Source organism: Alteromonas lipotrueae (genome assembly GCF_019249215.1).
In the GTDB taxonomy this organism is placed as follows: domain Bacteria; phylum Pseudomonadota; class Gammaproteobacteria; order Enterobacterales; family Alteromonadaceae; genus Alteromonas; species Alteromonas lipotrueae.
Window position 1 is genome coordinate 175,809 of the sequence record NZ_JAESDI010000007.1, and the last position, 25,926, is coordinate 201,734.

The 25,926-nt window shown below is 43.6% G+C and carries 26 protein-coding genes; 8 read left to right on the forward strand and 18 right to left on the reverse strand.

Annotated features, from left to right (window positions below; translation table 11 throughout):
* Positions 1 to 19: 19 nt before the first annotated feature.
* From JKP82_RS09995 to JKP82_RS10005, 3 genes are read right to left on the reverse strand one after another with little or no spacing between them, the layout of a single operon-like run.
* The gene (locus JKP82_RS09995) at positions 20 to 541 is read right to left on the reverse strand and encodes a CC0125/CC1285 family lipoprotein (protein ID WP_159533868.1); all 522 of its coding nucleotides are present in this window, start codon (positions 539 to 541) and stop codon (positions 20 to 22) included.
* Positions 531 to 1,379: an anti-sigma factor gene (locus JKP82_RS10000; RefSeq protein ID WP_218396856.1), complete on the reverse strand. Its 849-nt coding sequence runs from the start codon at positions 1,377 to 1,379 to the stop codon at positions 531 to 533. Before JKP82_RS10000 ends, JKP82_RS09995 begins: the two co-directional genes overlap by 11 nt.
* Positions 1,376 to 1,864 carry an RNA polymerase sigma factor gene (locus JKP82_RS10005; protein WP_159533872.1) on the reverse strand — a complete coding sequence of 163 codons (489 nt, stop codon included), beginning with the start codon at positions 1,862 to 1,864 and terminating at the stop codon, positions 1,376 to 1,378. The genes JKP82_RS10000 and JKP82_RS10005 overlap by 4 nt, the downstream gene beginning before the upstream one ends.
* A gap of 247 nt (positions 1,865 to 2,111) precedes the next feature.
* On the opposite strand from JKP82_RS10005, the gene JKP82_RS10010 reads away from it, so the two are divergent.
* Positions 2,112 to 3,458, forward strand: a complete 1,347-nt coding sequence (locus tag JKP82_RS10010; RefSeq protein ID WP_218396858.1) for a S8 family serine peptidase — start codon at positions 2,112 to 2,114, stop codon at positions 3,456 to 3,458.
* A gap of 29 nt (positions 3,459 to 3,487) precedes the next feature.
* On the opposite strand, the gene JKP82_RS10015 is transcribed toward JKP82_RS10010, so the two are convergent.
* From JKP82_RS10015 to arfB, 4 genes are all read right to left on the reverse strand, one after another.
* Positions 3,488 to 4,492, reverse strand: a complete 1,005-nt coding sequence (locus JKP82_RS10015; RefSeq protein WP_218396860.1) for a hypothetical protein — start codon at positions 4,490 to 4,492, stop codon at positions 3,488 to 3,490.
* Positions 4,493 to 4,644: 152 nt separating this feature from the next.
* Positions 4,645 to 5,304 (reverse strand): RodZ family helix-turn-helix domain-containing protein, encoded by a 660-nt coding sequence (locus JKP82_RS10020; RefSeq protein WP_218396862.1) that lies wholly within the window; start codon positions 5,302 to 5,304, stop codon positions 4,645 to 4,647.
* 173 nt (positions 5,305 to 5,477) lie between these two features.
* Positions 5,478 to 6,155 (reverse strand): hypothetical protein, encoded by a 678-nt coding sequence (locus JKP82_RS10025; protein ID WP_159533880.1) that lies wholly within the window; start codon positions 6,153 to 6,155, stop codon positions 5,478 to 5,480.
* A gap of 150 nt (positions 6,156 to 6,305) precedes the next feature.
* The gene (arfB, locus tag JKP82_RS10030) at positions 6,306 to 6,719 is read right to left on the reverse strand and encodes an alternative ribosome rescue aminoacyl-tRNA hydrolase ArfB (RefSeq protein WP_159533882.1); all 414 of its coding nucleotides are present in this window, start codon (positions 6,717 to 6,719) and stop codon (positions 6,306 to 6,308) included.
* Positions 6,720 to 6,857: 138 nt separating this feature from the next.
* On the opposite strand from arfB, the gene JKP82_RS10035 reads away from it, so the two are divergent.
* Entirely contained in the window at positions 6,858 to 7,814 is a 957-nt protein-coding gene (locus JKP82_RS10035; protein ID WP_159533884.1) for an alpha/beta fold hydrolase, read from the forward strand.
* Positions 7,815 to 7,857: 43 nt separating this feature from the next.
* Here the strand turns inward: JKP82_RS10035 and JKP82_RS10040 are convergent, their stop codons facing one another.
* From JKP82_RS10040 to JKP82_RS10055, 4 genes are all read right to left on the reverse strand, one after another.
* The gene (locus tag JKP82_RS10040; RefSeq protein WP_159533886.1) at positions 7,858 to 8,283 is read right to left on the reverse strand and encodes a hypothetical protein; all 426 of its coding nucleotides are present in this window, start codon (positions 8,281 to 8,283) and stop codon (positions 7,858 to 7,860) included.
* A gap of 86 nt (positions 8,284 to 8,369) precedes the next feature.
* The gene (locus tag JKP82_RS10045) at positions 8,370 to 8,819 is read right to left on the reverse strand and encodes a hypothetical protein (protein ID WP_159533888.1); all 450 of its coding nucleotides are present in this window, start codon (positions 8,817 to 8,819) and stop codon (positions 8,370 to 8,372) included.
* 173 nt (positions 8,820 to 8,992) lie between these two features.
* A complete protein-coding gene (locus JKP82_RS10050; protein ID WP_159533890.1) occupies positions 8,993 to 9,556 on the reverse strand; it encodes a CBS domain-containing protein in 564 nt (187 codons plus the stop codon).
* A 51-nt stretch (positions 9,557 to 9,607) separates the two neighbouring features.
* The gene (locus tag JKP82_RS10055; protein WP_218396864.1) at positions 9,608 to 9,901 is read right to left on the reverse strand and encodes a hypothetical protein; all 294 of its coding nucleotides are present in this window, start codon (positions 9,899 to 9,901) and stop codon (positions 9,608 to 9,610) included.
* Between the two features lie 262 nt (positions 9,902 to 10,163).
* Here JKP82_RS10055 and JKP82_RS10060 point away from each other — a divergent pair, with 262 nt between their 5' ends.
* Positions 10,164 to 10,691, forward strand: coding sequence for a cytochrome b (locus tag JKP82_RS10060; protein WP_218396866.1), 528 nt, complete (start codon positions 10,164 to 10,166; stop codon positions 10,689 to 10,691).
* Positions 10,692 to 10,713: 22 nt separating this feature from the next.
* On the forward strand, positions 10,714 to 11,280 hold the full coding sequence (locus JKP82_RS10065; RefSeq protein WP_159533896.1) for a YceI family protein: 567 nt from the start codon (positions 10,714 to 10,716) through the stop codon (positions 11,278 to 11,280).
* A gap of 95 nt (positions 11,281 to 11,375) precedes the next feature.
* On the opposite strand, the gene JKP82_RS10070 is transcribed toward JKP82_RS10065, so the two are convergent.
* Both JKP82_RS10070 and JKP82_RS10075 read right to left on the reverse strand, forming a co-directional pair.
* Positions 11,376 to 12,668, reverse strand: a complete 1,293-nt coding sequence (locus JKP82_RS10070) for an NAD(P)/FAD-dependent oxidoreductase (protein WP_159533898.1) — start codon at positions 12,666 to 12,668, stop codon at positions 11,376 to 11,378.
* A 241-nt stretch (positions 12,669 to 12,909) separates the two neighbouring features.
* Positions 12,910 to 15,015, reverse strand: coding sequence for a TonB-dependent receptor (locus tag JKP82_RS10075; RefSeq protein WP_218396868.1), 2,106 nt, complete (start codon positions 15,013 to 15,015; stop codon positions 12,910 to 12,912).
* A gap of 279 nt (positions 15,016 to 15,294) precedes the next feature.
* Between JKP82_RS10075 and JKP82_RS10080 the strand changes: the two genes are divergently transcribed.
* Positions 15,295 to 15,738, forward strand: coding sequence for a DUF2721 domain-containing protein (locus JKP82_RS10080; protein WP_159533902.1), 444 nt, complete (start codon positions 15,295 to 15,297; stop codon positions 15,736 to 15,738).
* A gap of 134 nt (positions 15,739 to 15,872) precedes the next feature.
* Here JKP82_RS10080 and JKP82_RS10085 read toward each other — a convergent pair whose 3' ends face one another.
* Positions 15,873 to 16,880 (reverse strand): 5'-methylthioadenosine/S-adenosylhomocysteine nucleosidase, encoded by a 1,008-nt coding sequence (locus tag JKP82_RS10085; protein ID WP_218396870.1) that lies wholly within the window; start codon positions 16,878 to 16,880, stop codon positions 15,873 to 15,875.
* A gap of 353 nt (positions 16,881 to 17,233) precedes the next feature.
* Between JKP82_RS10085 and JKP82_RS10090 the strand changes: the two genes are divergently transcribed.
* The gene (locus JKP82_RS10090; RefSeq protein WP_159533906.1) at positions 17,234 to 18,118 is read left to right on the forward strand and encodes a LysR family transcriptional regulator; all 885 of its coding nucleotides are present in this window, start codon (positions 17,234 to 17,236) and stop codon (positions 18,116 to 18,118) included.
* Positions 18,119 to 18,192: 74 nt separating this feature from the next.
* Here JKP82_RS10090 and JKP82_RS10095 read toward each other — a convergent pair whose 3' ends face one another.
* A complete protein-coding gene (locus tag JKP82_RS10095; RefSeq protein ID WP_159533908.1) occupies positions 18,193 to 19,515 on the reverse strand; it encodes a porin in 1,323 nt (440 codons plus the stop codon).
* A 335-nt stretch (positions 19,516 to 19,850) separates the two neighbouring features.
* On the opposite strand from JKP82_RS10095, the gene JKP82_RS10100 reads away from it, so the two are divergent.
* Positions 19,851 to 20,849: an NADP-dependent oxidoreductase gene (locus tag JKP82_RS10100; RefSeq protein WP_218396872.1), complete on the forward strand. Its 999-nt coding sequence runs from the start codon at positions 19,851 to 19,853 to the stop codon at positions 20,847 to 20,849.
* A gap of 23 nt (positions 20,850 to 20,872) precedes the next feature.
* Here JKP82_RS10100 and JKP82_RS10105 read toward each other — a convergent pair whose 3' ends face one another.
* From JKP82_RS10105 to JKP82_RS10115, 3 genes are read right to left on the reverse strand one after another with little or no spacing between them, the layout of a single operon-like run.
* A complete protein-coding gene (locus tag JKP82_RS10105) occupies positions 20,873 to 21,961 on the reverse strand; it encodes a diguanylate cyclase (protein WP_218396874.1) in 1,089 nt (362 codons plus the stop codon).
* A gap of 47 nt (positions 21,962 to 22,008) precedes the next feature.
* Positions 22,009 to 23,910 (reverse strand): ATP-binding protein, encoded by a 1,902-nt coding sequence (locus JKP82_RS10110; RefSeq protein ID WP_159533914.1) that lies wholly within the window; start codon positions 23,908 to 23,910, stop codon positions 22,009 to 22,011.
* 19 nt (positions 23,911 to 23,929) lie between these two features.
* A complete protein-coding gene (locus JKP82_RS10115; protein ID WP_159533916.1) occupies positions 23,930 to 24,952 on the reverse strand; it encodes an ABC transporter substrate-binding protein in 1,023 nt (340 codons plus the stop codon).
* Between the two features lie 407 nt (positions 24,953 to 25,359).
* On the opposite strand from JKP82_RS10115, the gene JKP82_RS10120 reads away from it, so the two are divergent.
* Positions 25,360 to 25,875 carry a cupin domain-containing protein gene (locus tag JKP82_RS10120; RefSeq protein WP_201299285.1) on the forward strand — a complete coding sequence of 172 codons (516 nt, stop codon included), beginning with the start codon at positions 25,360 to 25,362 and terminating at the stop codon, positions 25,873 to 25,875.
* Positions 25,876 to 25,926: the final 51 nt, after the last annotated feature.

Below are 25,926 nucleotides of genomic sequence, written 5' to 3' on the forward strand. Positions count from 1 at the left end.
TCCGGGTCAGGAATTTGCCTCAGGTTTCTGTGTCTGGTTTTAAGTTGTTGCTTATCTCTCTCGCATCAAAACTGGTGGCCGACGTGGGCCGTGTACCTTTTCCCATCTCAATATTCAAGATACTTTCAATTTCGCTCTTTTGCGAGCCGCCTACGAAGATGCCAGATTCAAACTGGGTTGTAGGGTGATAAGACGTTCTACACGTAATGACACCACATTCAGTGACACGTGCATAGCGTTGGCTAAAGCCAACCTGAGGCGATGCTTGTACGCGCTCTTTATCTACCATGGTTTCCCGATCGGTTACTACAAACCAATCATACCCTTTCAGTAAGGTCAGCTCCGCTGAACGGTACATGGCATAGTCCATAGCCTTACTCTTATCAGACCCTCTACCTTTGAAGTGAACGCGGTATTGGGTTTCACTTAATTTACTTTCGGTATACCCAAAACCACCATTAGATGCCTGTCGATAATCGGGTTGACTCGCGCACCCCGCCATTAGCATTACTGCTAGAAACGCTATAAATTTAGTTTTCATAAACGACTCCTTCGGCAGTCTTAGACTGCCATCCATGATTAATAGCTTGCTGCTCTTGTTCTCTGTTTAATGGCGTCGATACCATTAACAAATCTATCTCTTCATCAAGTACTTTATTGGCACTTGCCGTTTGATACTCACTTTTGTTGCGACCCGCTGTCATCAGCTTACTCGCGTGAAGTTGCCAAATGCCTTGTTCATTTTTACACGCAATCATGATATTCAGTTCATCTTCACCTTGTATTTGCGCTTGTCTGCACAACTGTGATTGTTTATTCATAAACGACAGTTGTGGCACTATCTCCATGCCCGCTTCGGTTACCATCACCTCACCCGTTAAATTATTATCGAGGGCTGTAGATACATTCGCCCAATGGTTATTCGTTGACGAAGTGCCAGCAGGGTCAAGGGGGTCTGTATACTCTGATTGCATCAAGGTTAGCCCTGCCACTAACGCCACTCCAGCCGCTAACGATAAAGGGACTTTCCACTTCCCACTACGTTTAGCGTCTTGGGCTTTGCGATTAAACGAAGTAACATTGCTTGGCATGCTCTCACTTGCCTGGCTTGCACTTACATGGTCTGAGTCGAAATCCGCTTGCTTAAGATAGGCTTCTGAGGTCGCATCATCTGCAAGTAATGCCACTACGCTATTAGGTAAAGGTTTTTGCGTTGCAGCATCAGCCGCTGCTTTCACCATCATGTCTACCTGCGCTAAAGACGCTAAGCGGTCTGACAGTGCAAGATCACTGGCAATAGCAGTTCTGACATGTTCCATGTCGTCATCGCTAAGTTCTGCGTCTAAAAATGCACAAAGCATTTCGTCAGATATTGTCATAACACCACCTCTTGTTGTGGGTTTAGCATATTACTGAGTTTGCTTCTTGCCCTAGCAAGTCTGCTCATAATAGTCCCAGCAGGCACCTCAAGTACCTCTGAAGCATCTGCGTAGCTCATTCCTTGTATAGCAATAAGTGACAAGGTCTCTCGTTGCTCTGGGGGTAATTCCCCCATGGCTTTACTCACTTGCTTTAGCGTAATGCCACCTGAAAGCGCTTCATCCAAGTGCGCCTCATCCTGCACCTGTAATTCAGGGCTAACCGCCGCATTTGCCCTCACTTTTTGCGCACGATATTCATCAATCCATATGTTGCGACAAACACGAAACGCCCATGCCATCAGTGTCGCATCTTGTGGCAAAGGTTTAGTCAGTAGCTTCTCAATCGTATTTTGCAGTAAATCATCAGCATCGTGTATATTGCCGGTAAGTGAAAACGCAAATTTTCTCAATGATGGAACGAGTTCAGTCACTTCTTCTTTCATACAACTTCCTATGAAATCATGCTTTATACCTAGTTAACGTTTGATGCCGTGATTTATTCCCATGAAAAGGGAATTTTTTACACCACCAAACGTTAACTAAGTACTAGAAAAGGGTTATCCATTAATAAGGGCACGTTTTATGCCAGCTTTATTTATGGATTGAGTGAACCACTCGTGGTGAGTAAAAAGCACACTAGGCCGTGTGATGCCAGTTTAGGTTCAGCCATAAAGCAAATGAGGTAAAATTATGAAGTGCAGATCGCTTTGTCAGCTCGTAGTAGGCAGCTTTATACTTTCAGTGGGCAGCGTGACCAGCTCGAATGCCAATGCTCAGCTAACTATTGGCCGTCAAATAATCGAACCCGTTACACCTATTATTGATAGTGTACCGGTCGATGTAGGCACCGTGCGAGATGTGCTTGAAACTCAGGTAGAACAAGGCGTTGAAAGCACATTTGGCTCCTTAGCTAACATACCTACCCCACAATTTACTGTACCATCTCCCCTTAGCCTCACTTCGCCTGCAGGCAGTCTTGTACTAAAAGAAATAAAAGTCCCTGATGGATTTTTAGCGGTGGAAAGAGAGTGGTTGTTTGTGGGTAGCGAGGCTGACAGAACTCACTTTTCTCACCCCGACATCACCATTGAATCGTCTCACTATTTAACCGCTATAGGCCAATGGATTTACCGTTTAAAGGTAAGTACTAGCCTTGATGAACTGTCTCAAATAAGAAACAATTTACCGGAATCTCTAAAAGCTCAGGTAGGCCGAAATCACATTTATTTAGCGCAAAGCAAGGGCAACCCAGATAGCCAGAATAACAGCCAACACGTGCTCGCTAACACAACGCCCACTGATAAACCGAAAGTTTGCCAAGCGCCTGTTCGTATAGGAATGATAGATACCAGCATTGCGCAAAACCACGAGTTATTGAAACACCTTGTCATTGAACAGCAATCTTTTCTTCCACAAGCGTTACCGACTACTCAAGCACACGGTACGTCAGTAGCCGGCTTATTAGCAGATAACATGCTTGCAGGGAGCCACCTTTATAACGCTAGCGTCTTTTATACGCGAAACAGTATTAGTCAGGGCGCGACTTTATTATCATTAATTGATGGTCTCAACTATTTAGTCGCCAAACAGGTTGATGTTATTAATATGAGTTTAGCAGGGCCAGAAAACTCGGTACTGGCCAACGTTATACAAAAAATCAGTGAGCAAGGGGTGCAAATTATTGCAGCAGTTGGAAACGAAGGACCAGCCTCACCACCCATGTTTCCCGCAGCATATCCATCGACTATTGCGGTAACTGCGGTAGACAGTAAGCACGTTATCTATCGATGGGCAAACCAAGGTAATTATGTTGATTTTGCTGCCAGCGGTGTTTCAGTGGAAGTCGCACATCCAGATGGTACGACTAGCCGTGAGACAGGCACATCGATGGCAACCCCTCTCGTTTCAGCCCGCTATGCCTGCCTATTTCGTGCTAGTTCAAATCCAGCCCAAGCGTTAGCCACATTGCGCGACCAAGCTATAGATGCTGGAGCACCGGGACGGGACCCGGTGTTTGGCGTAGGTATTCTCCATTAGTGAAATCAACAGTGAATGCTATTGTGCTATTAAAAATGAAATCTAACACCAATTTCAGCAATGGTTTCTTGATAGTCCGCCGACACTAGGGTTGATGCATAGTCTTTGTATTGCGTGCTTACGATAAAATCCAAGTTCTCCATAGCAGCATATTCTATGCTCGCTTTAAAGACATGCCTATCGTCCTCCCTTCTACCGCCTGCTTGTTGTTCAAACTCACTAAAAGGCGCTCCTGAAGAGGTTGGCTCACTGCGCTGGCTACCTTGACCATAATGCCTATTATCCATTTCATAACCGAGCTTTATGTCGAGCGCATTACCCCACAAGTTGGCGGGGTAGGTATAACTGGCGTCAATACCATAGCTGGTATAGTCGAACGCTTGGTTCAGGGCTTCTTCATTTTGATATTTCACACCCATTTGAATAAAGCTTTGGTTTTCAAAAAACCAGAAACCGTCAATGCGGCTAGATAGCGCATCGGCGTCGCGCTCTGGCACCGATTCAAACGACTTATCGATGGTGTCGACACTTAATCGCCAGTAACCTTGCGTAAACGCACTGTTGGCCAATGAAACACCGCTTTGTTGGTAAGTGAGAAAAGCATTGTTATCAAGGTCAGCATTTGCGTAATAGTGATGAACGCCAACTTTAGTCCAAGACAATTGGTAACTCGCCTCGCCCGACAAGGTAGTGATAGCTAGGTCAAAATCTGACAGTGCGTTGTAGCGCGTTTCACTATGCTGTGCAGACGCAGTGAATTGCCATTTATCGGTAGGCATTAACGCTAGCTTAAGCTTCGCATTCCCTTTAATTGCTGAGTCGGATGTGTCGGTATTCGTATCAAGTTCACTAACGTTCACATTTGAGTCGTGATGAGCACCGATATAGGCTTCTCCAGTCACATTTACCACCTTGTGCTCGTCAGTTTCTGTACTGTTTTCTGACTGACTCGCCATGGCAATTTTGCCAATTAAGCTTAATGCAATAGACAAGCTCAATACGCTCAATATTGGTGTGGGGGTTTTATGACTCATGCAGGTTTCCTACTAAATCGAATAACGATGTGGTTAAAAGCGTGGCTGAGGATAGCGCCACCCCTCCTATTTTTTATAACCTGCAAGGTTATAGGAATAACGAGAGGTGGCGGCTGATCACGGTTCGTCGAACACGTTAATCCGCGCGACTGTTACTGGTTTAGAATGCCAGTAATACTTTCAGTCACCGTATTTTCAACAGTGCTTGAAACCGTATTTTCGATTTGCCCACTTACTTGACCAGATACCTGGCTAGCCACGCTTTCTTCAACCTGCGATTGCGCTACCGTCTCAACCGACTGGGTTAGTGTTGATGACACCATTCCATTGATATCAACCGCCTGCGATACACTGCTATCAACGGCGCCGGATACCCTATCTGTGGCTGTTGAAGCGGTAATATCTAAGGCGCCTGCAGCATTAGAAGCAATGGTTTGCGTTGCCGCACCGCTGCCTACAAGAGCACTTTGGGCACTGGTAAGTTGAGTAAGCATTTCGCCGCTTGCCGCATCAGATGTTTCTGATGTGTCGTTAGTAGTGGCAGTAGCATCAGCCTGGTCTGCGTTTTGCGTTTCGCTGCCAGCTTCAGTTTCAGTTTCAGTTTCTGTAACACTATTTGACTGTGCATCTACGTTTGCAGAAGCTGAAGTTTGTGAGGACATTGACTGAGTAGCACTTGCTTGCTCACCAGATACATTGGTTGAAGCTTGGGTGCTATTGGACACTGAAACAGACGTTGTTACAGCCTGAGCCAGCGCCACGTTTGAAGTAAGACCTAGTGCAACAATTAAAGCAGTATGTAGTTTGTTCATTCGTTTATTTCCTGTTTTTCATCAAAGACACTTAAATAACGAATGAACCTCAGAGTTTATTCCCAACAAACGATAAAAATTTTTCACAAATAAAAAAACCCCGCTTAAAGCGGGGCGTTTTATTCAACTCAATATATTATAAACGTTATATAAAACAATGTCATATAAAGACATTAATCACCAGAAGCATTGAGTCCAGCTTCCCACCAAGGCGATGAATAATCGATATCTTCTTGAGAAAGTACATTGGAGTAACGCATTCTTACCGACTCCCAAAAAGCCGCTTTGAAGACAGGATCGTAAATGACAAACTCGCCTTGTGAACGATATTGCTCGAACAATTCTTTATAGGCACCAACAGGCGTAAGCGGGTTACTTTGCTGGAAAACAACGTCTCCACCAAAGGCTTCATACAGTGACTTAGACACTTTCCAACTCTTGGCCATACCCTCTGCCATGGCTAAACGATAACGTTCAACTTCTTCATCTGAGTATTCAGCATTGTGGCTTAAATCGATTGTCCAGGTTTTAATTACCGCGTAAGCAGACTCAACTTCGCTTTTTGAAGGCTCAATATTGTTTTCGTCGGCGAAGTCAGCGATAACAGATTCGCTAATTTTAGTGCCTAACGCACGCTGAGCTAACAGTTTGCGGATTTCAACTTCAGATTTGTCACTAAGAATTGACTGGAAGCGATCGACATCACTTTGACTAGGTTGTAGTTCGCTATTTGAAATAGATTTACCGAAGAGTTTCGCTATTATTTCGTTAGCCGCTTGTGGCGTATTTATCCCAAGCGATACAACGATGGCAGCGAAAAGTACCATTGGTATAATGTCAGACCGTGTCATTGAAGATGTTCCCTAATATCCATAACAGCTTGAGCGCAAAACGTATTCTTTAATCGTATATTTTTCGTATTTAACTCATTAATACGTAGAATGTTCCATTCATTTTACGAAACGACGTCGCTGAAGAGCTATACTTTAGGCTAAAGAAGGTTAAATATCCACTTTTTTCCGCATAGACTTTCTCACACTTTGTTGCTTTTTGGCCTCGCCACGCCTCGCTTTAACCGCTCGACTCATGCGGGTTGCCTTCCTTGGTTTCTGTTTTTTAGTGGCACTGACTATCCACGCTTTTAAACGTACAATGGCATCTTCCCGATTCTGTTCTTGGGTTCGAGAATTTTGTGCTTTTAAAACAAAAACACCGTCGTTCGAAATTCGACTGTCTTTTGTATTTAGCAACGTATCTTTCACCTCTTGAGACAAAGATGAAGCAGGTATATCGAGGCGCAGATGGATAGCACTGCTCACTTTATTCACATTTTGCCCGCCAGCACCTTGTGCTCTAATGGCTTGCATTTCAATGTCGCTATCTTCTAGCGTGATAGTAGGGGTAATCGTAATCATAGCTTAACGGTTAAATTCTTCACTTGTACGTTATTTGACGGTTTATACATTGTACTTTTAGCCTCTGAAAAAGGCTTACATTGACTGTTTATTCATTTCTTATTAGTTTACTAATTACACTAATAAAGGAAACACATTGTGGTGATCATTTATATTGTTGTCGCATTTGCCTTCTGCCTGTTACTGGCGTCATGGTTTTTTACTCAACACATCGATAAGAAAATCGAAAAAAGCTTCCGCCCACCTGGCCAATTTTCAAACGTGCAGCAAGAAAAGATTCACTACACCAAACAAGGGGATGGTCCTACTCTTATTCTTATCCACGGCCTATCCGGGAATGCGCTTAATTTTACTGCCTTAGCGAATCAGTTAGCCAAGCATTATACCGTGTATAGTATTGATCGCCCTGGAAGCGGCTTTTCTACCCGTCATCGTAACACATCGGCAGATTTTAACGTTCAAAGTGCCGCTATTTTAGATTGGATGTCGCAGTTGAACATACATGAAGCTTTTGTTGCAGGGCACTCTATGGGAGGCGCTATTGCTTTACGCATGGCGCTGGATGCACCGGATAGAATTAAATCAATCTCGCTGCTTTGCCCCTTAACCGTCCCCTTAACGAAAGGACCTGGTCCATTGTCTGTGCTGTACATTCCTTACCAAGGATTGCGCAGTATTATTAGTAGTACACTGGCCGCACCACTGCGTATATTTCTTGGTAAAAAGCAGGTCGCTCAAATCTTTTTCCCAGAGCGGGTACCCTCAAATTTTGGAAGTGAAAGCGGTGGTGCACTGGCGCTTCATTCAGAGAGCTTTTATCAAGCTAGCTGTGACATGGTAGCTTCCACAGAAAGTTTGTATAAACAGTTCGAACATTACGACAAAATTTCTTGCCCGGTGGGTATTTTGTACGGTGAACAAGATGCCATTTTATCACCCGACGCGCATATGTCTTATATTGCTGCGTCGCTTCCCAATAGTATGGCTGAGGTGATCCCCAACGCGGGGCACATGATAATTAATACACAGCCAGAAGCCTGTTTTAATTTTATCAACAAAGTGAACGGCGTAAACGCACAGAGTAAGCGCTCTTAACAAAACTAAGTTTCTCGTCCTGTTTATGCACCGCGTAATACGTCTAATGCGTAACCACTCTAGCAGCAGTGCTTACGCTAGCACTTCGTAAATGTGACAGACTTGGCCTTAACTCAGCCGTTTGCTTTAGCTCGCGTAAGTAATCAGTCACTTTTTCAATACCGTCTGATGTAAAACACAGGTTTTTAGGCGAGGTTCTTATTCCACTCTGGTATTGCTGAAACCATAATTGCATAGCCTCACTGTCCCCTTCTGACAGCGCAATGAGTAAATGATACATACGGATGAAAGAGAGCTGTCTACGATACTCTGTTGTTCCGTGCTCGAATCCAAGCAGAGTAGTTTGCGATAGGGATGTTTCAGAAACGCCAAGTAAATCAGCAGCCTCTGCTTGATTCAAGCCAACTTCTTGGTAAGCCCAAGTGAAAGCTTTTATAACAACACTGGGTGGATAGGTGCTATGGATCATAGTTTGGCCTCGATTTAAGTCGTTTAAAACATCTTCCTTATCGAGAACATTGCGAAAATCATTCCAACTTGCTGAGTTTCATGCAACTACTGGCAATGTTGTTTGGTTTTCACAAAGTGGCCGCGCTCTGCTTCTTCATCAAGGGTGTAACCTAAATGAGTTAACCACGCCCTTGCTTCTGCATAGGTATCATAGAAAGAAAAGTCCACACCTGTTTGGCGGTATACCGCGTCAAGTTGATTTCGGGTTGTTGATTTTACGAATGATGATTCAAGTACTAACGCCAAATGACTTAGTCCAAGGTGACGTACTGCGGATATACGTTCAGCGAGAAGGCTCTCAGCATCCGGAATTAGCAAGGATTCTCCTTCTAGAATCACGATATCCCCCCAGCGGCTACCATGCATATTGATAGACTTACCTCTATAATCAAGTACTAAGCCATCAACACACTCACTGTTCCAAGGTCCGTAAGCTTGAGTAAGCATAACGTTCCCACACCGAGTAACAACAAAGGAGCCATGTACTGGTTTCATAATTCTCTGCACTGCAATACTACACAACCAAACTATAGACAATGATTTCAAGATTCGAAATAAAGTAAGCTTGGGGCCCTCAACAATGGTGAGGGCCTGATATCAAAACCGGTTATTTCAAGCGACAGCGGGCATTGTCGAAAGCCTCGGTCATGGTAATATTATGAACTTAGCTACGCGGCCAACACTCGAATCAACTGAGAAAACGTGGGCTTATCTTGAACATCAAGCGGTGCTCTCAATTCACGGGCGATATCGCTAACGCTAATAACACCCCGTACTTCGTGAGAGTCTCTGTCCAGAACTAGGCAATGATGCTGCCCATAGTCTTTAAGTGTTTCTACCACATCTCCCACTGACGATTTTGTCAATTCTGTGAAATCGAATGACATTAAAGACGTTTTCGCCTGCATGAAATCACGCACCACTAAGCCGTCTCTAGGCACTTTTAATTCAGCAATTTTCTGCACAATATGCTGTTCGCTTACGTCTTGTGACGTAACAATGCCGGTGAATGCATTATTGGCATCTACCACCAGCATCATACGCACATGAGATTGGCGCATGATTTTTTCGACGCGTGTGGCGGGTGCATTTTCGTCAATCACGTGCGGCATGTATTGTTTGAAGTCTGTGAATACCGCCATCGCTGATGATGTGACAGACACTTTGTTTTCAACTACAGGCCAAGCTAGACGATCGGCGGCATCGGTTTTATGAAGTTGTAAGGTATGCATTACCTTCCCCTTAAATAGTTAACAAATTTAATAGATGGATAAATATTTTGTCTAACTAAGATGGGGTGGAGCGCGAATGGGATGCGCTGCAAAGTTTGCATCGCTGATAAGGGTATAAGCAAAATAACGAGTGCTGGGAACAGTCGTGCTCGCGAAGAAAGCACTTAAAAAGTAGGCGCCATCATCAAGCTCGTCTTTGTCACTGGCTTGCTCTTGATTTGAAGAGGCTAAATATTGAATGCTGATGTCATTCGATACTTGCGAGTAATCTTTGCTCAATACATTGCCAGCACCATTTTCAGGTACTAGGAACGACATGGTTAGTAGCAATAGCAAAAGATTCAAAAGAAGAACTCCAGCGATATTAAGTGAGCGGGTTAGCTGCCCCTAATTATTACTATATGGCTTTTTTGTTCACTATCACTTAAACCCGCCTCAATTTTTAGACGATTTATCGCTTATTTTCTAATTACCAAGTATAGCTTTGGTTACACCTTACGGGTTCATTCTAATAAATAGAACGCACTGTTATAAGCTTTGCAATATTTACTCTTCTGTTGTTCCAGTAGACTATCCCTATAATTTGGTTCTATTGCTTATTTCAGTTATGAAAAAACGTTGGCCTCTTTGGCTTGTCTTAGTTCACTGGCTTACCTTACTGGTAGTGATAGGTATGTTTGCTTCTGGGTTGTGGATGGTAGATTTGACCTACTATAGCGATTGGTACAAAACCGCGCCCCATTGGCACAAAAGTGTAGGGTTACTATTGTTCGCAATGACTTTAGTAAGGCTTATTGCACGTGCATTTACACAAAGACCACCGACCTTTGGAAGCAAGTTTGAGACGTTGGCCAGTAAATTAGGACACCGTGCTATTTACCTTGTCCTTTTAGCGCTTTTTACCTCGGGCTATCTTATTTCAACGGCCGATGGCAGAGCCATAGATGTATTCAACTGGTTTGCGGTACCAGGATTTGGAGAGTTTATTGAAAATCAAGAAGAACTTGCTGGCGAGGTGCATTTCTACCTTGCTTGGACATTAATCGCGCTGACTTCTTTACATGGGTTGGCGGCATTGAAACATCATTTTATTGATAAAGACAACACACTGAAGCAGATGTTAAGGCTTCGCTAAATACTTATATTAAGGAGATTTTATGAAGAAGTTAACACTTGCGTTAGTCGCGGCCATGTCGCTAAGTTCAGCTCACGCCGCTGATTATATTATTGACTCAAAAGGTGCTCATGCATCAGTTAATTTTAAAATTCAGCATTTAGGTTATTCATGGCTCACTGGACGCTTTAACGACTTTAAAGGCACATTTAGCTACGATGAAAATAACCCTGCTGCAGCGTCTGTGTCAGTGACTATCGATACCGATAGCATAGATTCAAACCACTCAGAACGTGATAAGCATTTAAGAGGTGATGATTTTTTAAATGCAGACGACTTCCCAGAAGCTAAATTCGTTAGTACTAAAGTGGCTGACAAGGGTAATGGCATGTTAGACATCATGGGTAACCTAACGCTGCATGGTGTCACTAAGCCTGTGACTATTGAAGCTAAAAAAATTGGTGAAGGTAGCGATCCTTGGGGCGGTTACCGCGCCGGCTTCTCAGGCACTACCACTATTGCGCTAAAAGACTATGGCATCGACTACGACTTAGGTCCCGCGTCACAAACCGTTGAGCTTTCACTTCATGTTGAAGGCGTTAAACAGTAACGCTTTTCGCTTATAAAATAAAAAAGCCCGCTGATGCGGGCTTTTTACGTTTACAGGCAAAATGTTTACCTAGGCATCAGTCTTACCCTGAGACATCAGTGTAGCTTTAACTTAGGGCTAATCGCATAACTAAGCTTCTTAAGTAGCAGCTTAAGTGCGCCTCTAAGCTTTCCGTGTACCGCAAATTGGTGCATGTTGTATAAAGAGATATAAACCAATTTGGCTAAACGACCTTCAATAAACATACTTGAATTTGATAACGAGCCCATCAAACTGCCCACTGTACTGTAGTTACTTAAATGCACTAACGAACCATAGTCTTTATATACATAGCCTTTTAGCGCTTTACCCCGCTGCAATGCAATAATGTTTTCTGCCGCCGTGTTTGCCATTTGATGTGCAGACTGCGCTCTAGGCGGCACCCACTTTCCGTTTTCTTGCTTGAAGCCACAGCAATCACCAATGACCCAAATATTACCGTCACCAGTGCTTTGTAAGTGCTCATTAACAAGAATTTGGTTTGCGCGATTGGTCTCAAAAATGCCCATTTCGGTTACGAAGTCAGGCGCTTTCACCCCTGCCGCCCATACCATCAAATCAGCATCCACACGGCTTCCATCTTTAGTGATAAGGCCATTTTCATCAGCCTCTGCCACCATCGTGCTTTCTTTGATGTCTACACCGAGTTTATGCAGCGCCTTACGAGCAGAATTGGCGATACGCTCAGGTAGTGCGGGCAATATCCGCTCACCGGCTTCTACAATGGTTATCTTTAAACGGGATGCTGACATACCGGGCATGCCGTAAGTTTTGGATAAGTTAGCAACATGATGTAGCTGAGCGGCTAATTCAGTACCCGTCGCTCCCGCGCCCACAATAGCCACTTTAATAAAGCTATTCTCATCTTCTTGCTGGTTAATACGAATTAGCTGATTCAGCAACCCTTTGTGAAAGCGTTCAGCTTGAACCAGTGAATCAAGAAAGTAGCAATGTTGCGCAACACCGGGGGTACCAAAATCGTTGCTGACACTACCAATAGCCAATATTAGTTGGTCGTAAGGTATTTCACGCTCCGGTAAAATCGACACACCTTCATCATCAAATAAAGGTGCAAGCGTAATAGTTTTGGTTTCTGCGTTAATGGCACACATACTCCCTAACTGAAAACGGTAGTGATGTGCAGCAGCATGAATAGCATAATCAACACCATCTGAGTGCTTGTCTATAACGCCAGCAGCCACTTCATGAAGCAAGGGCTTCCAAATGTGGGTACGACTTCTATCAACTAGGGTTATTTCTGCTTCGTTCTTTCTCCCGAGGGTGCGGCTTAAGCGGCTTACGAGTTCAAGACCTCCAGCGCCACCGCCGACAACAACTATTTTTTGCATGGGTTTACCTATAATTTAATCATTCCACGTATCTCATCTTTCATAATCCAAGATTATTGAAATGATATACCTGGCGCGACTAACGGTATCCGCTGCATGAGTGAGGCTAACAGTACGCCTGAACGCATACTCTCGCAAGCCTGACAGGGTGGTTCTCGCAGGGCGTACGACAAAAAAGCAAAAACGGTAACCGTGAACTACAGGCTACCGCTTTTTATACCAGAGTAGATAATGGTTTTAACTAATACTGATAATCAACGCTAAACATCACGTTTCTTGGCCGCCCAGGAAAGTACCTATCTGCGGTAAACGAGGTGTAATCAGCACGTTCGGCGTAGGCGGTATCGAGTAAGTTATTCACTCTTGCATACACTGAGATTTTAGGCGAAATTGCCCAAGAGGCACGTAGATTCAATAAATCATGGCCTTCGTACTCGTTGAGGTTTTCAGCATCGGTATAGTATTCATCGATATGCTGCCACTCAAGTTCAGCTCGAGTGCTTTCGGTGAACGTGTACCCTAAGCGGGTATTAAAGGTAAGGTTTGGCGCAGTATCAATATCGTTGCCCCTAATATCGACTTCCCCCACACGTTCACTGTGCTCATAGGTATGTTTGGCATAGCTTCCTGCAAATGCAACATCAAAACCTTGGCTAATTTGATAGTTTAGAGTTAACTCGACTCCTCTGTGCCAGGTTTCTCCATTGCTTACATTGAAAAAATCACTATCACGATAAATTACATTATCTTTGGTTAGGCTATAAACAGATACCACATAGCGAAATGCTTGGTGTTGCCCTTTAACACCAACTTCTACATTGGTGGCGATGACAGAGTCTAAGTCGGCAATTTGTTGATCGCGCTGTAACCTATAAAGTTCGGTTGCTTGCGGGGCACGGTAACCTCTCGATAACCCTGCATACCACTGGGTTGTTTCACTGCTTTGAAAGCTCACCGAGAGTTTAGGGCTAAAATTACTGTAATCGTTGGTGCCGCTTTCAGGCCTTGCGTATCGGCAACCACCAAAACCACATTCGGTTCCATCATCACGAGTGCGGCCTGATATCATGTTATTGGTGTAATCGTAATCCATATACTCATACCGACCACCTAATGACACTGCCCACGCCGCTTGTTGCCAATTTAGCGCAATGAACGGCGCATAAAGGGTAGCGTCTACTTGGTAGTCGTAATGAAGCCCTGCTGGTACGGTTTCCACTAAGAATGCAGAGCCAGTCGTAGCGCCGTCTTGTGCTTGCACCAAGCTACCTTGGGTATATTCAGCGTCTAACCCAGCATCAAAACTTAACGTGTTGTTCACCACATGGTGATACTGGGAAAGTACACCAAACCCTTCTTGTTCATTTTCTTCAAGCGGTGTACCAGGTAAAAAGTGCATGCGAAATTCCATGCTTTGATCGCGATAATACGGCGTAATAGACAGTGCGTTGTCGCCGCTTAACGCCACATCTACTTTGCTCCATACACGCAAACTTTTCGCTTTTCGAAAGGCTTCAGGGTTGTCGTTACCTTGGGCGATATCTTCATCTTTATAGCTTTCAAATCCGGTAATGTAACCGGCGGTTTCTTGATCTAAATGGGTGTACGTCAACCCACTGGTTACTTTTAGGTTATCAACTTCGTATCGATGCCTGAGATTAACCTTTTCTTGATCTACACTTTCTTCGTCTCGATACCCGCCGCCGCGGGTAATACTCGCGTTTATGCCTATACCAGACTCACCAAAGTCTTTTCCTTGCCGCAGTTTCAGCCTGCTATAACCATAAGAACCATAATCAATTCCATATAAGGCAGTATCTTGGGTTACATCGGGGGTTATAACATTAATCACGCCGTGAATAGCGTTAGCGCCATAAAGGGGTGAAGCCGGGCCTTTTAACACCTCTATACGCTCGGCCATTTCACCATGCGCTTCGAACAGCTCATTAATATTACAAAAGCCTGCGGCGCGTAAAGGAATGTTATCTTCAGCGGCCAGTATACCGCCACACGCCCCCGCCCCGGTAAGCACTGGCGAACGCAGTGCAGGTAAGTATTCCTGACCATTTCCTCGCTGAACACCAGCACCTGCAACAAAATTCAACACTTCTTGTATATGGCTTGGCGACACAAAGTTAATGTCATCGCTTGAAACCGTGGACACCACATACCCTACGTTGGAGGTGGAATTAGCAATTCTGCTTCCCGTTGTTACCACACGTTCTATTGCTTCTACGCTTCTTCCACTGTTCGAGCCCTCTGGGGTTTGCGCGGCAGCAAAAAAAGAAAATGACACGACAGTTACGGTACTAAGGCTATGTAAAAATAACCTGAATGTGGAGCTCATTGCTTGTCCTTTCTATAGATTTGGCGAGATTAACATACGTATAATGTGTGTCATTCGACCACAACATTGGTGCTAGCTATAACGCCAATTGTATCGTTAACTATTTAGCGATGAATAGTAAAAGTAATGACTTAGCCACTAAAACGAAGATGGTGAGGCATGGAAACTGGTTGCAAGCCTTAACCCACCACTCAGTACTTCTTCTCGCTAATGGGCTAATCTACGTATAAGCTGCGTCAATGCGATAGCACAGCAGCAATGTATTACCGGAGGTAATTTTTGGATACCTTAATACCTAGCCTATCTCAACTTATTGAATTTGCGGTAGCCCCTGTTTTTTTACTGACAGGTATAGCGGGTTTTTTAAACGTTATGTCGTCTCGACTTGGCAGGATATCAGATAGAGTAAGAGTAGCGGAAAGACAAATTCATACCCTCTCAGACCCTCATATTGTTGACCGTTCAAAGCGAGAAATAAAAGTACTTTGGCGCAGGGTGAAAGTCATCAACTGGGCCATTGGCTTATGCGTGGCTTCGGGGCTAATGGTGTGCACCGTTATTGTGGCTTTGTTTGCTGGTTCTTTGTGGATTGTCGATTTAAAAACCCCCGTTATTTCGCTATTTATACTGGCAATGATGTTTCTAATTTGTGCGCTTGTTGTTTTTCTAGTTGAAGTAAAACTGGCTACCACCACCATCAATATGGTGCGTACTATTCGCTAGAAAGCTAAAGAGAAAACAAAAAAGCGAGGCAAACTCGATAATGTAATAAGTCTGCCTCGCCCTTTGTATTTGAAAGGATGTTATTCATCCTCGGCCACTGTTCTATGCAGCCTTCTGAATAGATCAGAATCTATCTATTCAGCTAACTCGTCTAGCACAGCAAATAATACATTCGCGCCTACACGAGACACTTCTTTATCATACAAATTTTCTGTATTTACGCCTTCTTGGCCACCCGCTAAATCACTGATAGCCCGAATGATGACCCAATCCACATCGTTAATTGTGCATACTTGGCCAATCGCAGTAGATTCCATTTCGGTGACTTCAGCCGTGAAAACATCTCGAACCCACTTACGATATTCTCGGTTATCCATAAACACTGAGCCTGTAACACCATTTCCACCTACATGAAGCTTGGCATCACGTTCGTTCAAAATACGCTGAACTGGCATCGCATCCATGGCGGTTTTTGCTGCGTTCAATAATCTAGATGATGCGGTAAAGTAAGCCGTATCTTCTGGCTTTTCCATACCGTCTTTTGTAATAAGCACTTCGTCAGGGTGAATAAACTGGAAAGGCTTGTATTTAGGATAATGTGGGTCTTCTGCTAAGCGTGCTGGCTGCTCTTCCATAAACTTAGCGTAGTATTCTGGTAATACATACTTACCTGGACTTTCAGGGTCTTCATTGGTGTAAACACTTTCATCATGGTAGTACCAACGCTCTGGCACAATAACATCACCTGGTTGCCACTTGGGGTTTACGGCTCCTGCTATGCCCATATAAACCACCTGTTTAACCGGGAAATAATCGAGCGCCATTTGTGTCGACATGGCCGCGTTGGCAATACTCATTCCAGTAGCGAAAACAAGAATAGGTTCATCGTGGTAGGTGCCAATGCGATAAGTAATACCTTTTATTGTGGTGGTGGTATGAATTTGTGCATTAGGATCAGAGTCGATTCTTCCCAAAATCCCCTCCATTTCTGGTGCGTAGGCAACCATAACTGCGGTAAATTCATCGCCAGTAAAAGATACTGGGCCATATTGAGGCTGAGTTACGGATGAAGTGCTGGCACACCCTGATATCACCACAACAAATGACATACACAGCAGAAACGAAATAACGCGAAGTTTCATAATCACCATTCTTATTCAGTTTTTTATTGGAAGTGGCAGAGGCAATAGCCTGTGCGCTGTTAATTCTTAACGTACCAGCTTTCGGTATGAAAGAAAGTGTTATATCGGCATTTTACAAATATTAAAAACACTGGATACAACCCCCTAACAAACTCCATTTGTCGAGGGGCGTTCTATTCTCCTTTTTAACCTAGATCTTTGTCCTCAATAGAATAAAACGCGCTTAGTTGCAGTTTCATAAGCTGAACACGGATGTAGAGTTTCCCTTATTGGATTACATTTATAGGACATAAAAGGACTTAAAAAAGCAACGCGAGAACAACTGACTCGTATCGATGAGGATACAATTACCAATGAACATGAAACTACTTCGCTCTCTGCAAATTTTTGTTGAGGTCGCTGAAAGCGGTAGCATGAGTATTGCAGCCCGAAACCTGCATATGACCGTTTCGGCAATTAGCCAACAACTAAGAAAACTTGAACAAGACATTGGGCTGAGTTTATTTAATCGTAATACCCGAAACTTGAGCCTTACCGAGGCTGGAAGGATCTATTACGACACCAGCAAAAAGATGTTAAATACCGCGATTGAAGCGCAAGAACGTATTGAAACGTTGCAAGACGCACCTTCAGGCAAAGTGAATATTATTGCCCCAGAAGGTTTTGGTGGAGGCTTGCTAAGCCAGCCATTACGTAAGTTAAGTGAAGATTTTCCGAAAATAGATATCTCGCTAACCCTTACCGATAGGCCTACAGATATTATTGTATCTGGTGCCGACTTGCTGCTTGGATTCACCCCGGTTTCTGATACTAATTTCAGCAGTTTGGAATTGGCCACATGGCGACGTATTCTGTGTGCATCGGCAGACCACCCGTTGGCTAAATCCCATTTGGAGTCACCTGCAATATTGCAAGAATATTCCTATATGTCTCATCGACACATAGAGGAATATGTCATAAAACACAGTACATTAGGCAAAGTCCCATTGACATCTAGCCGCATTGAACTGGATTCAATGCAAACTTTGATTCAGCTTACGCGTGACGGACTAGGATATGCCGTACTGCCAGAGCCTGAGGTGCGACACTTACTTACTGACGGTTCAATGAAACAGCTATTTACTGAGTGGTCTTTACCTGACTACACCGTTTACGCGGTTACGCCCAAACGTGAACTGGTGCCAGCCAAAATAAGTGCAGCCATTACATGCTTGCAAGACTGGTTCTCTGAGATTTAGGTTATACGAAATAGACGCTTTCTGAAGTATAAAAAAGGGCATCAATATGATGCCCTTTTTCTTATCAAATTTGCTTAGAAGCTGGTATTTATCTGTAAGCTAAATACGTTCGCTTTAGCATGCTCAGTAGCCGTAAGATCACTGACAATAGTACCAATAGTGCGCTGCTGGCTAACTGCCGCTTCACGACCTTTAATATAAGCATAAGCCATATCAATGCTGGTGCTTTCAGTTAATGCGTATGTTGCACCTACAGTGTACCAATGACGATCGGTGTCTGGAATACTCAACGAGCGGTGTTCGTAGCTAACAGCACCATCATCGTATGCGTAGCCAGCACGAAGGGTAACCTTGTCACTATAAAGGTAGGTTCCACCTACGCTTACGCGGAATGAATCTTCGAAATCTTCTTCTTTAAGTAGCAAATCGTCACCGCTATCAAGCTCTGCATTCAACTTATCAAATGCACTCCACTCAGTGAATACAACACTGGCTTGCACTGACCACTCATCGTTAAGCTGTTGGTTAATAGCCACTTCAGTGATTGCAGCTAAATCAAGGTCTAGTGAACCGCCTTGGTTGTATAGCTCTGCCACTGCAGGAATAATAACACCTAGATCTGATTCAATTTCACCTTCAAGCTCTAGTTCAGTTTCAGCTCGGTAGCTAAACGCCAACTTAGTCGTCTCAGTGGCTTGCCATAACGCGCCAACATTCCAACCAAAGCCAACATCGTCACCAGACATCTTAACGATAGTTGCATTACCTAGTGCATCGCTGCCAAGCAACGCACCAAATGCTTGAGGAATAGCAGTACCAATTTCGGCTTCCGCGTAGGTCACATTAAGGCCAAAACCTAAGCTTAACGTGTTGTTTACTTTATAAGCCACAACAGGGTTTAGTGTAAATGAAGTTACTTCAGCGTCATCAGCAAAGTGCAAACCGTTATAGCTATTGCTGTAGTCGGTAGCGAGGCCGTAGTTAGAGAACGCACCGATACCCCAAGACACCTTGTCGTTAACCGGTGCAGTATAGAAAAAAGAAGGCACTACAGCAGTGGTAGCAATATCTTCTTCACTCGCATCATAAGTATTAGCAAACAGCACTTCACCGCTTTCGTTATACACAGCAACATCCATATCACCACGAATATCAATTTGTGGGTTGATGTAGCTTACCTGCGCACTGAACTGGGCAGTTTTAAATTCAGTAATAGCAGCAGGGTTAGTAGCAAGAATTGATGCATTTTCAGGCGTTGCCGCTTGGCCCGCCATCGCGCGGCCAAAACCATTCGCACTATGCTCGTTTACTTGGAAACCAGCAGCTAGCACAGAAGAAGATGCCATAGAGGCGAGTGCTAAGCATACAGAGGCGCGTAAAGAAAAATGTTGCTTCATAAAAATACTCTTATAGAACAGGAAATATGCAGTGGCGCATTCTACGGTTACGGTATGTTTTGTTCAATGCAAGTTAACGCCATTCACGCTGTTTTATCGCATTTTTTACAATTTTAGCGACACAATTAAAGAAGTTGTAAACATTTTGAAAATAATAGATTGCAAAAATTGACACTATTTGTGAATGAGAGAGTCTACCTATCACCCTAATCAATTGGAGGAGACTTGATTAAACACGCTATTTTTGACCTATCTAGCGATTACGCTTGTATAAGCAGTTTCTAGCCCCACAACAATAGTACGAGATAATTTCAACCGTCTTAGGAGAGATTCACATGTCTAACAATAAAGAAATTCTATTGGTCAATCGCCCAAACGATAGAAAAATTGGTCCCCATTTGTTCGAAACTCGTGAGCAAGCTATTCCTTCTCCGGGTGAAGGTGAAATACTGATCAAACAAACTTACATGTCACTCGACCCTGCAATGCTAGGTTGGATGAGTGAAGATCGTGAAAGTTACATCCCTCCTGTCGAGCTTGGTGAAGTCATGCGCTCAAGCGGTGTGGGTGAAGTAATAGAGTCTAATAACGCGGATTTCTCTGTTGGCGACAAACTCATGGGGATGACCGGCTGGCGAGAATACTTGGTGAGTAGTGGTGAAGGCTTCAATAAACTTCAGCCAGGTATTACCGAAGAAATGGCCCTTTGCGTATTTGCGCTTCCTGGTTTAACCGCTACCACGGGCTTATATAACTTTGGTGAGCCTAAAGAAGGTGAAACCTTGGTTGTCACTGGCGCTGCTGGCTCAGTAGGCTCGATAGTTGGTCAGCTCGCAAAAGCAGACGGCCTTCGCGTTATTGGCGTAGTAGGCAGTGATGAAAAAGCAGACTGGATTATCAACGAACTCGGCTTCGACGGTGCCGTAAACTACAAAACTGACGATTTAGAAGCGAAATTAACTGAGCTCACCCCCGATAAAATTGACGTGTTCTTTGAAAACACCGGCGGCCCTATTCAACATCATATTTTCAATCGTATGAATACGCATGGCCGTATTGTGGTCTGCGGCATGATTGCCGATTATCAATCGGAACAGCCTGCTCCCGGCCCGAACTGGATCCCATTAATTAAAAAACGCATTAACGTTCGCGGGTTTGCCATGCCTGATCATTGGGGCGAAGTACCTCAACTTGTTGCAAAGCTATCGCCCTACGTACAACAAGGCAAGATTCAATATCGCTCTCATATGGTTGAGGGGATCGAGTCGGCAGTAGCGGGTTTGCAGATGCTGTTTTCTGGAGATAACAAAGGAAAAATGATCGTTAAACTTTAAGCCTAACGCTTATGTTTTCTACATTAACTATCGACGCTAATTTCACTTAGCGTCGATAGTAAATAAGTCCCCTTCCCCGCAGACTTTGCTTGGTAAAGCTCATTATCAGCTTGGTTAATTAAGCCTTCTAATGTTTGCCCTTTCACATTATTAACAACCACTGCACCAATAGAGCAAGAGACGGTTTTCGCTGACGCATTTGGTGCATGTGGTAAGGCTTTTTCATCCCATGTATCGAGTATTTGCTGGCAGCTTTTTTCTACTTGCCTTGCGCAAAATCCACTAACAATAACCATAAACTCTTCGCCGCCATAACGCCCCAAAATATCGGTTTGTCGTTGAAATACAGCGCGCATCACATCGGCCTGCGCCACAATGGCATCATCACCTTGTTGGTGACCGAAGGCATCGTTGTATTTCTTAAAGTCGTCTAAATCGAGCATAAATACAGCGAAAGAAAGGTTCTGCCTTTTACTGAGCGACAGTAATCTCTCGCCTTCTTTCATCAGCGCGCGTCTATTAAGAAGATTGGTTAACGGATCTTCTCGACTTAAGGTGTTTAGCTTTTTATTTGTTGATTTTAAAAGAATAACTATTCTGTCTAATCGATATTTTGCATAAGCACATATAAATAACGAGCCTACCACAAATGACGTTGAAATCATGACGCGGTCGCCATATACCGGCGCTATTACCATTAACCCCATAAACCCAGCGATGCTTATTACCGATGCCACCAGCGCCAGCTTGTAAGTAACACCCAACGCGAATACACAATAGAATGCATATAAAATCGTGCCCTCGTAAGGAAAAGCAAATTGGTGTAATACCCAACTTTGGTAAATAAGCACATAATTCGCAAAAGTTAACACCACCATCAACCCAGCAAAAATCCAGCTCTTGGCAGCATAAAAGAATCGAAAGAACGAAAGTACAATAACCGTAAAAATGATGGGCAATTGATACATAAGACGGTTTTGCAAATAAAACTCGTACAAGGGGGACGGTAACATCACCATATCCGCGAGAACAAAAGAGGCTAACAACAAAGCGCCGATAATAAGAGCAACACGAAGTCTTAAAATCTCTCTATGCTTTCCAACCACTTCCACCTGCTTCTCCCAACATGGGTAACCTCTTTCAGTAAGTATAGACGCTTCTATAAGACTAGCTTAAGTAGACTATCTTTTAATGCTTCAATGGTGATAGGTTTGGTGACCACGTCGTTCATACCATCCTGTTTAAAGGCGTCATGGCGCTCTTTAAAGGCTTCTGCTGTTAGCCCGATAATAGGGACTTGGCTTGCGTCACTTGGTAAACTTCGAATGCGTCTAGTGGCTTCAACACCATCCATCACAGGCATATGAATATCCATAAAGATAACGTCGAATTTTTCCTCTTCAACTTTAACGGCTGCTTTTAAACCGTTGTCGACATGAGTAACCGTGCACCCAAGTTGTTCTAACAGTGCTTGAGCCACCACAGCATTTATCGCATTGTCTTCTGCCAGTAATACACTAATACCCGGTTTAAGGATTATATTTTTATTTAGGTTACTTTGCGCTTCTTGCAGTGACGCGCTATCAATAACACGAGCGCTTACCATGACAGACATTGTGAAACACGACCCTTCACCCACTTGGCTTGCCACTTTGACATCGCCACCTAATAGTTGCGATAGCTCTTTAGCAATGGATAAACCTAAACCGGTACCACCATAACGACGGGAAATAGAAGAATCAGATTGAGTAAACTTATCGAAAATATGTTCAAGCCTATCTGGTTCTATACCAATTCCTGTATCTTTCACAGAAATGACTAAACGGTTTTCTTCTACCGTTGGACCGGCTACGTTTTTAAGACTCGCTGTAACCGTCACCGTGCCTTTGTGCGTAAATTTGATGGCGTTACTGGCTAGGTTAATCACTATCTGGCGCAGTTTAGTCACATCACTCGTGACCATTACCGAGTCCAAATTCTTACTTTTATATTCTAACCGCGTGTGGTTTGCACTCGCATTAATACCTAACAAGGTAATAAGATCGTTCAGCATGCTATCTAAATTAAATTCAGTCACATCAACGTCTGACATGCCAGATTCAATTTTGGATAAATCGAGTACGTCATTGATCACATTGGCAAGAATGGTAGCTGAAGAGCGTAAATCTGAAGCATATTGCTTTTGCTTGTCATCTAACGGCGTATCTAGCAATAAAGTAGCAAGCCCTTGAATACCATTTAACGGCGTGCGAATTTCGTGGCTCATGACGGCAAGAAAGTCCGTTTTGGCTTTATTGGCAGCTTGTGCCCGTTCCACATAATTTTCGATGTCTGCAGACATCGCTTCGACATCTTGGGCTAATTCACTCAACTCATCTTTGCCGCTGACATCAATGCTTACCCGTTTATGATTACCTGCGATACTGCTTGTCGCATTCTTAATTTTGCCGATAGGGGAAATCACAAAATACTGGGTAATTTTTCCTATAGATAAACTCACCAAAATCACCGTAAACAAGGTAATAGCAATGGTCAGCCAGGCTATTTTTGACAATGATAATTCTAGCTCATCGGTAGATTGGCTAACCGTAAGCTTCCAGTTCCAAGGGTCGAACTTACTACAGGCAAAGAGTACATCTTGGTCTCTCCATTCAGACTCGCCAAATGCAATATCGGTAGCATTGATAGTGGTAATGTTAGCGTTAGCGGTATTGATGGGCGCCCACTCTTCATAGGTACTAAATAGCTCAGCGCCAGTAGACTTATCGCTTACCGCAAAATGCTTACCAGTTGACTGATGAAGCTCTGCTAACTCGTCAAATACCTCTTTTTGATAGGCATCTCTAAATACAGGCACATTTTCTAAACCCGAATCCACTAACAAATCGTGCCGCTCTCGCACAAACTCAATAAAGGTTAATGACAGAGTTTGAGTCAGTAACTGATACTCTCGCTCTCTCACTGATTCATAAGCCGTCAAATAGGCCCAATAGCCCGTTAGCGCCATTCCTGTAAACAGAATGGGGATATAAATAGCTAAAAGCTTCGACTTAATTCGCATAAATATCTGGTACTACTCTTTATTGATAAACGTGCTCTTTCGATAACTTTAAATACGTCGAGGGAATAGGAATGTGCATCTTTATGGCGGTAGATACATTCACCCCTATTGTGTATTTATCCATTCTAGTGACAGCCATGGTATTCGCCCTCTCGCCACTTAAGATCCTCTTGGCGCGTAATGCACCTGATTTACCGATACTCTTTTCATCTGCTACAACGCCAAGTAACGCACCTTGCTGTACAGACTCTATACTTTCGGCAAAAATCGGTAATAGTTTAGTTTCTTTGTAAATAACATTAATGAGATCGTCGGCTTGAAGCAAGGGGCCAGTGGAAAGCCAATAAGCATCGAGGCCAGATGTTTCTACTTTTTCTTTAAGCACTTCCACTATACCAGCACGCATAGCACCTAACCCTAAAGTGCCTTCAACATAGGCGGTGCTCACCGTCACAAACTTCACGTTATCATACTGACTCTCGAGTGCTAACAGGCTTTCTACCGAACTTTTTGAAGATGGGTATTCTGAGTGCACCAGCCCAATAGTGATGGGTTCCTCCAGTGCAGAGGCTTTTAGTAAGCCATCAAGCATATCCAACTTCACCTTGGCATCTAATACGTGAGATTCACCGGTTATGTTTGACGTGCTATGTTCGCCAAACGCAGTGACTATGCCCTCTTTTACAGGGTCTGCCACTGTCATAAATAAAGTAGGAATCTCAGCCGCAGCGGAAAAGTTGTAAACCGCCCTAGTGGCAAGCGTAGCAATTGGTACTAACAGGTCCGGCGCTGCTTGCTCGGTGATTGTTTCCACAATAGACCTCGCCTTTTCTTCTAGACCCTCTGCATTATATATTTCTACGTCTATTTCATGATCGGGCATAACCAGCGTAAGTTCATCGATAAAGGCATCTTTTGTATTTATCACTACCGGTAAAGGACCCGTTTCTATTATGACCACACGTAGTGGTTTAGCGTTAACCTGAGCGTGAAATACAAAACAAAGGAGTATACTCACAATGAGTAGTGACGTTTTTTTCATCTTTATTTAGCCCAACTATTAAGCTTGTGAGTAGGTGATTAGTTTGAAATATCATAGTGTTAATCGACTTCGCTGCATAGCTGAAGTTCGTATAATATAGGCTTAAAACACCCATCAGTGTGATTGTAGGTAGTTTGCGCTAGATTAAGCGTTAAAAAGTGCCCTAGCGTACTAACCATCTATGATTTGGAGCCCATTATAATTTAAGGGCCATATAAAATGCCTAACCCGTTACGGCTAAACCTATCAAGGATAATAACCATATTATGAGGCGAATAAAATCTCTTATCCCTAGTACTCCCCCAAATATATGTTCTAGCAAAAAAATGACAACGCTAGGTATAGGTTTAAGCCTATGCCTGGCAAGCTTTTCGCCTATCGCTAACAACGAAATGAGGAACCAGAAAATGACGAACAATAATATGAAGACGTTAACGAAAGAACAAGTCATTGAACAACTCAACCTCTCTCATCACTTCGAAGGTGGGTATTTTCGCCAAAGCTTTAAAGCGGATCACAGAGACAAAGTAACAACGGCGCGTGGTGAACGCACCACCATGACCGCTATTTATTATATGCTTACGAACGACAATAGTATTGACCATTTTCATACTAAGTATTCCGATGGCATTGAGTTTTACCATATGGGCTCGCCCATTACTTACCATATGATTTACCCAGATGGCCATTACGAAAAAGTGGTAGTAGGGCCTGATATTGCCAACGGCCAGCAGTTGCAGCTTGCTGTTCCCGGTGGCACTTATAAAGCGGCCGAATTAACTGATGGCGACTATGGTTTGGTGAGCGAAGCGGTATCCCCTGGGTGGGAGCCTGAAGATATGATTGAAGTTTTTCAGCATGAATTGTTAGAAAAATTCCCTCAGCATAAAGCGCTTATTGAGCGCCTTGCGAATAAGAAATAATGCCCGTTGCTACACGTAAAAAGCCTGCTCTTAGCAGGCTTTTCTAATTCC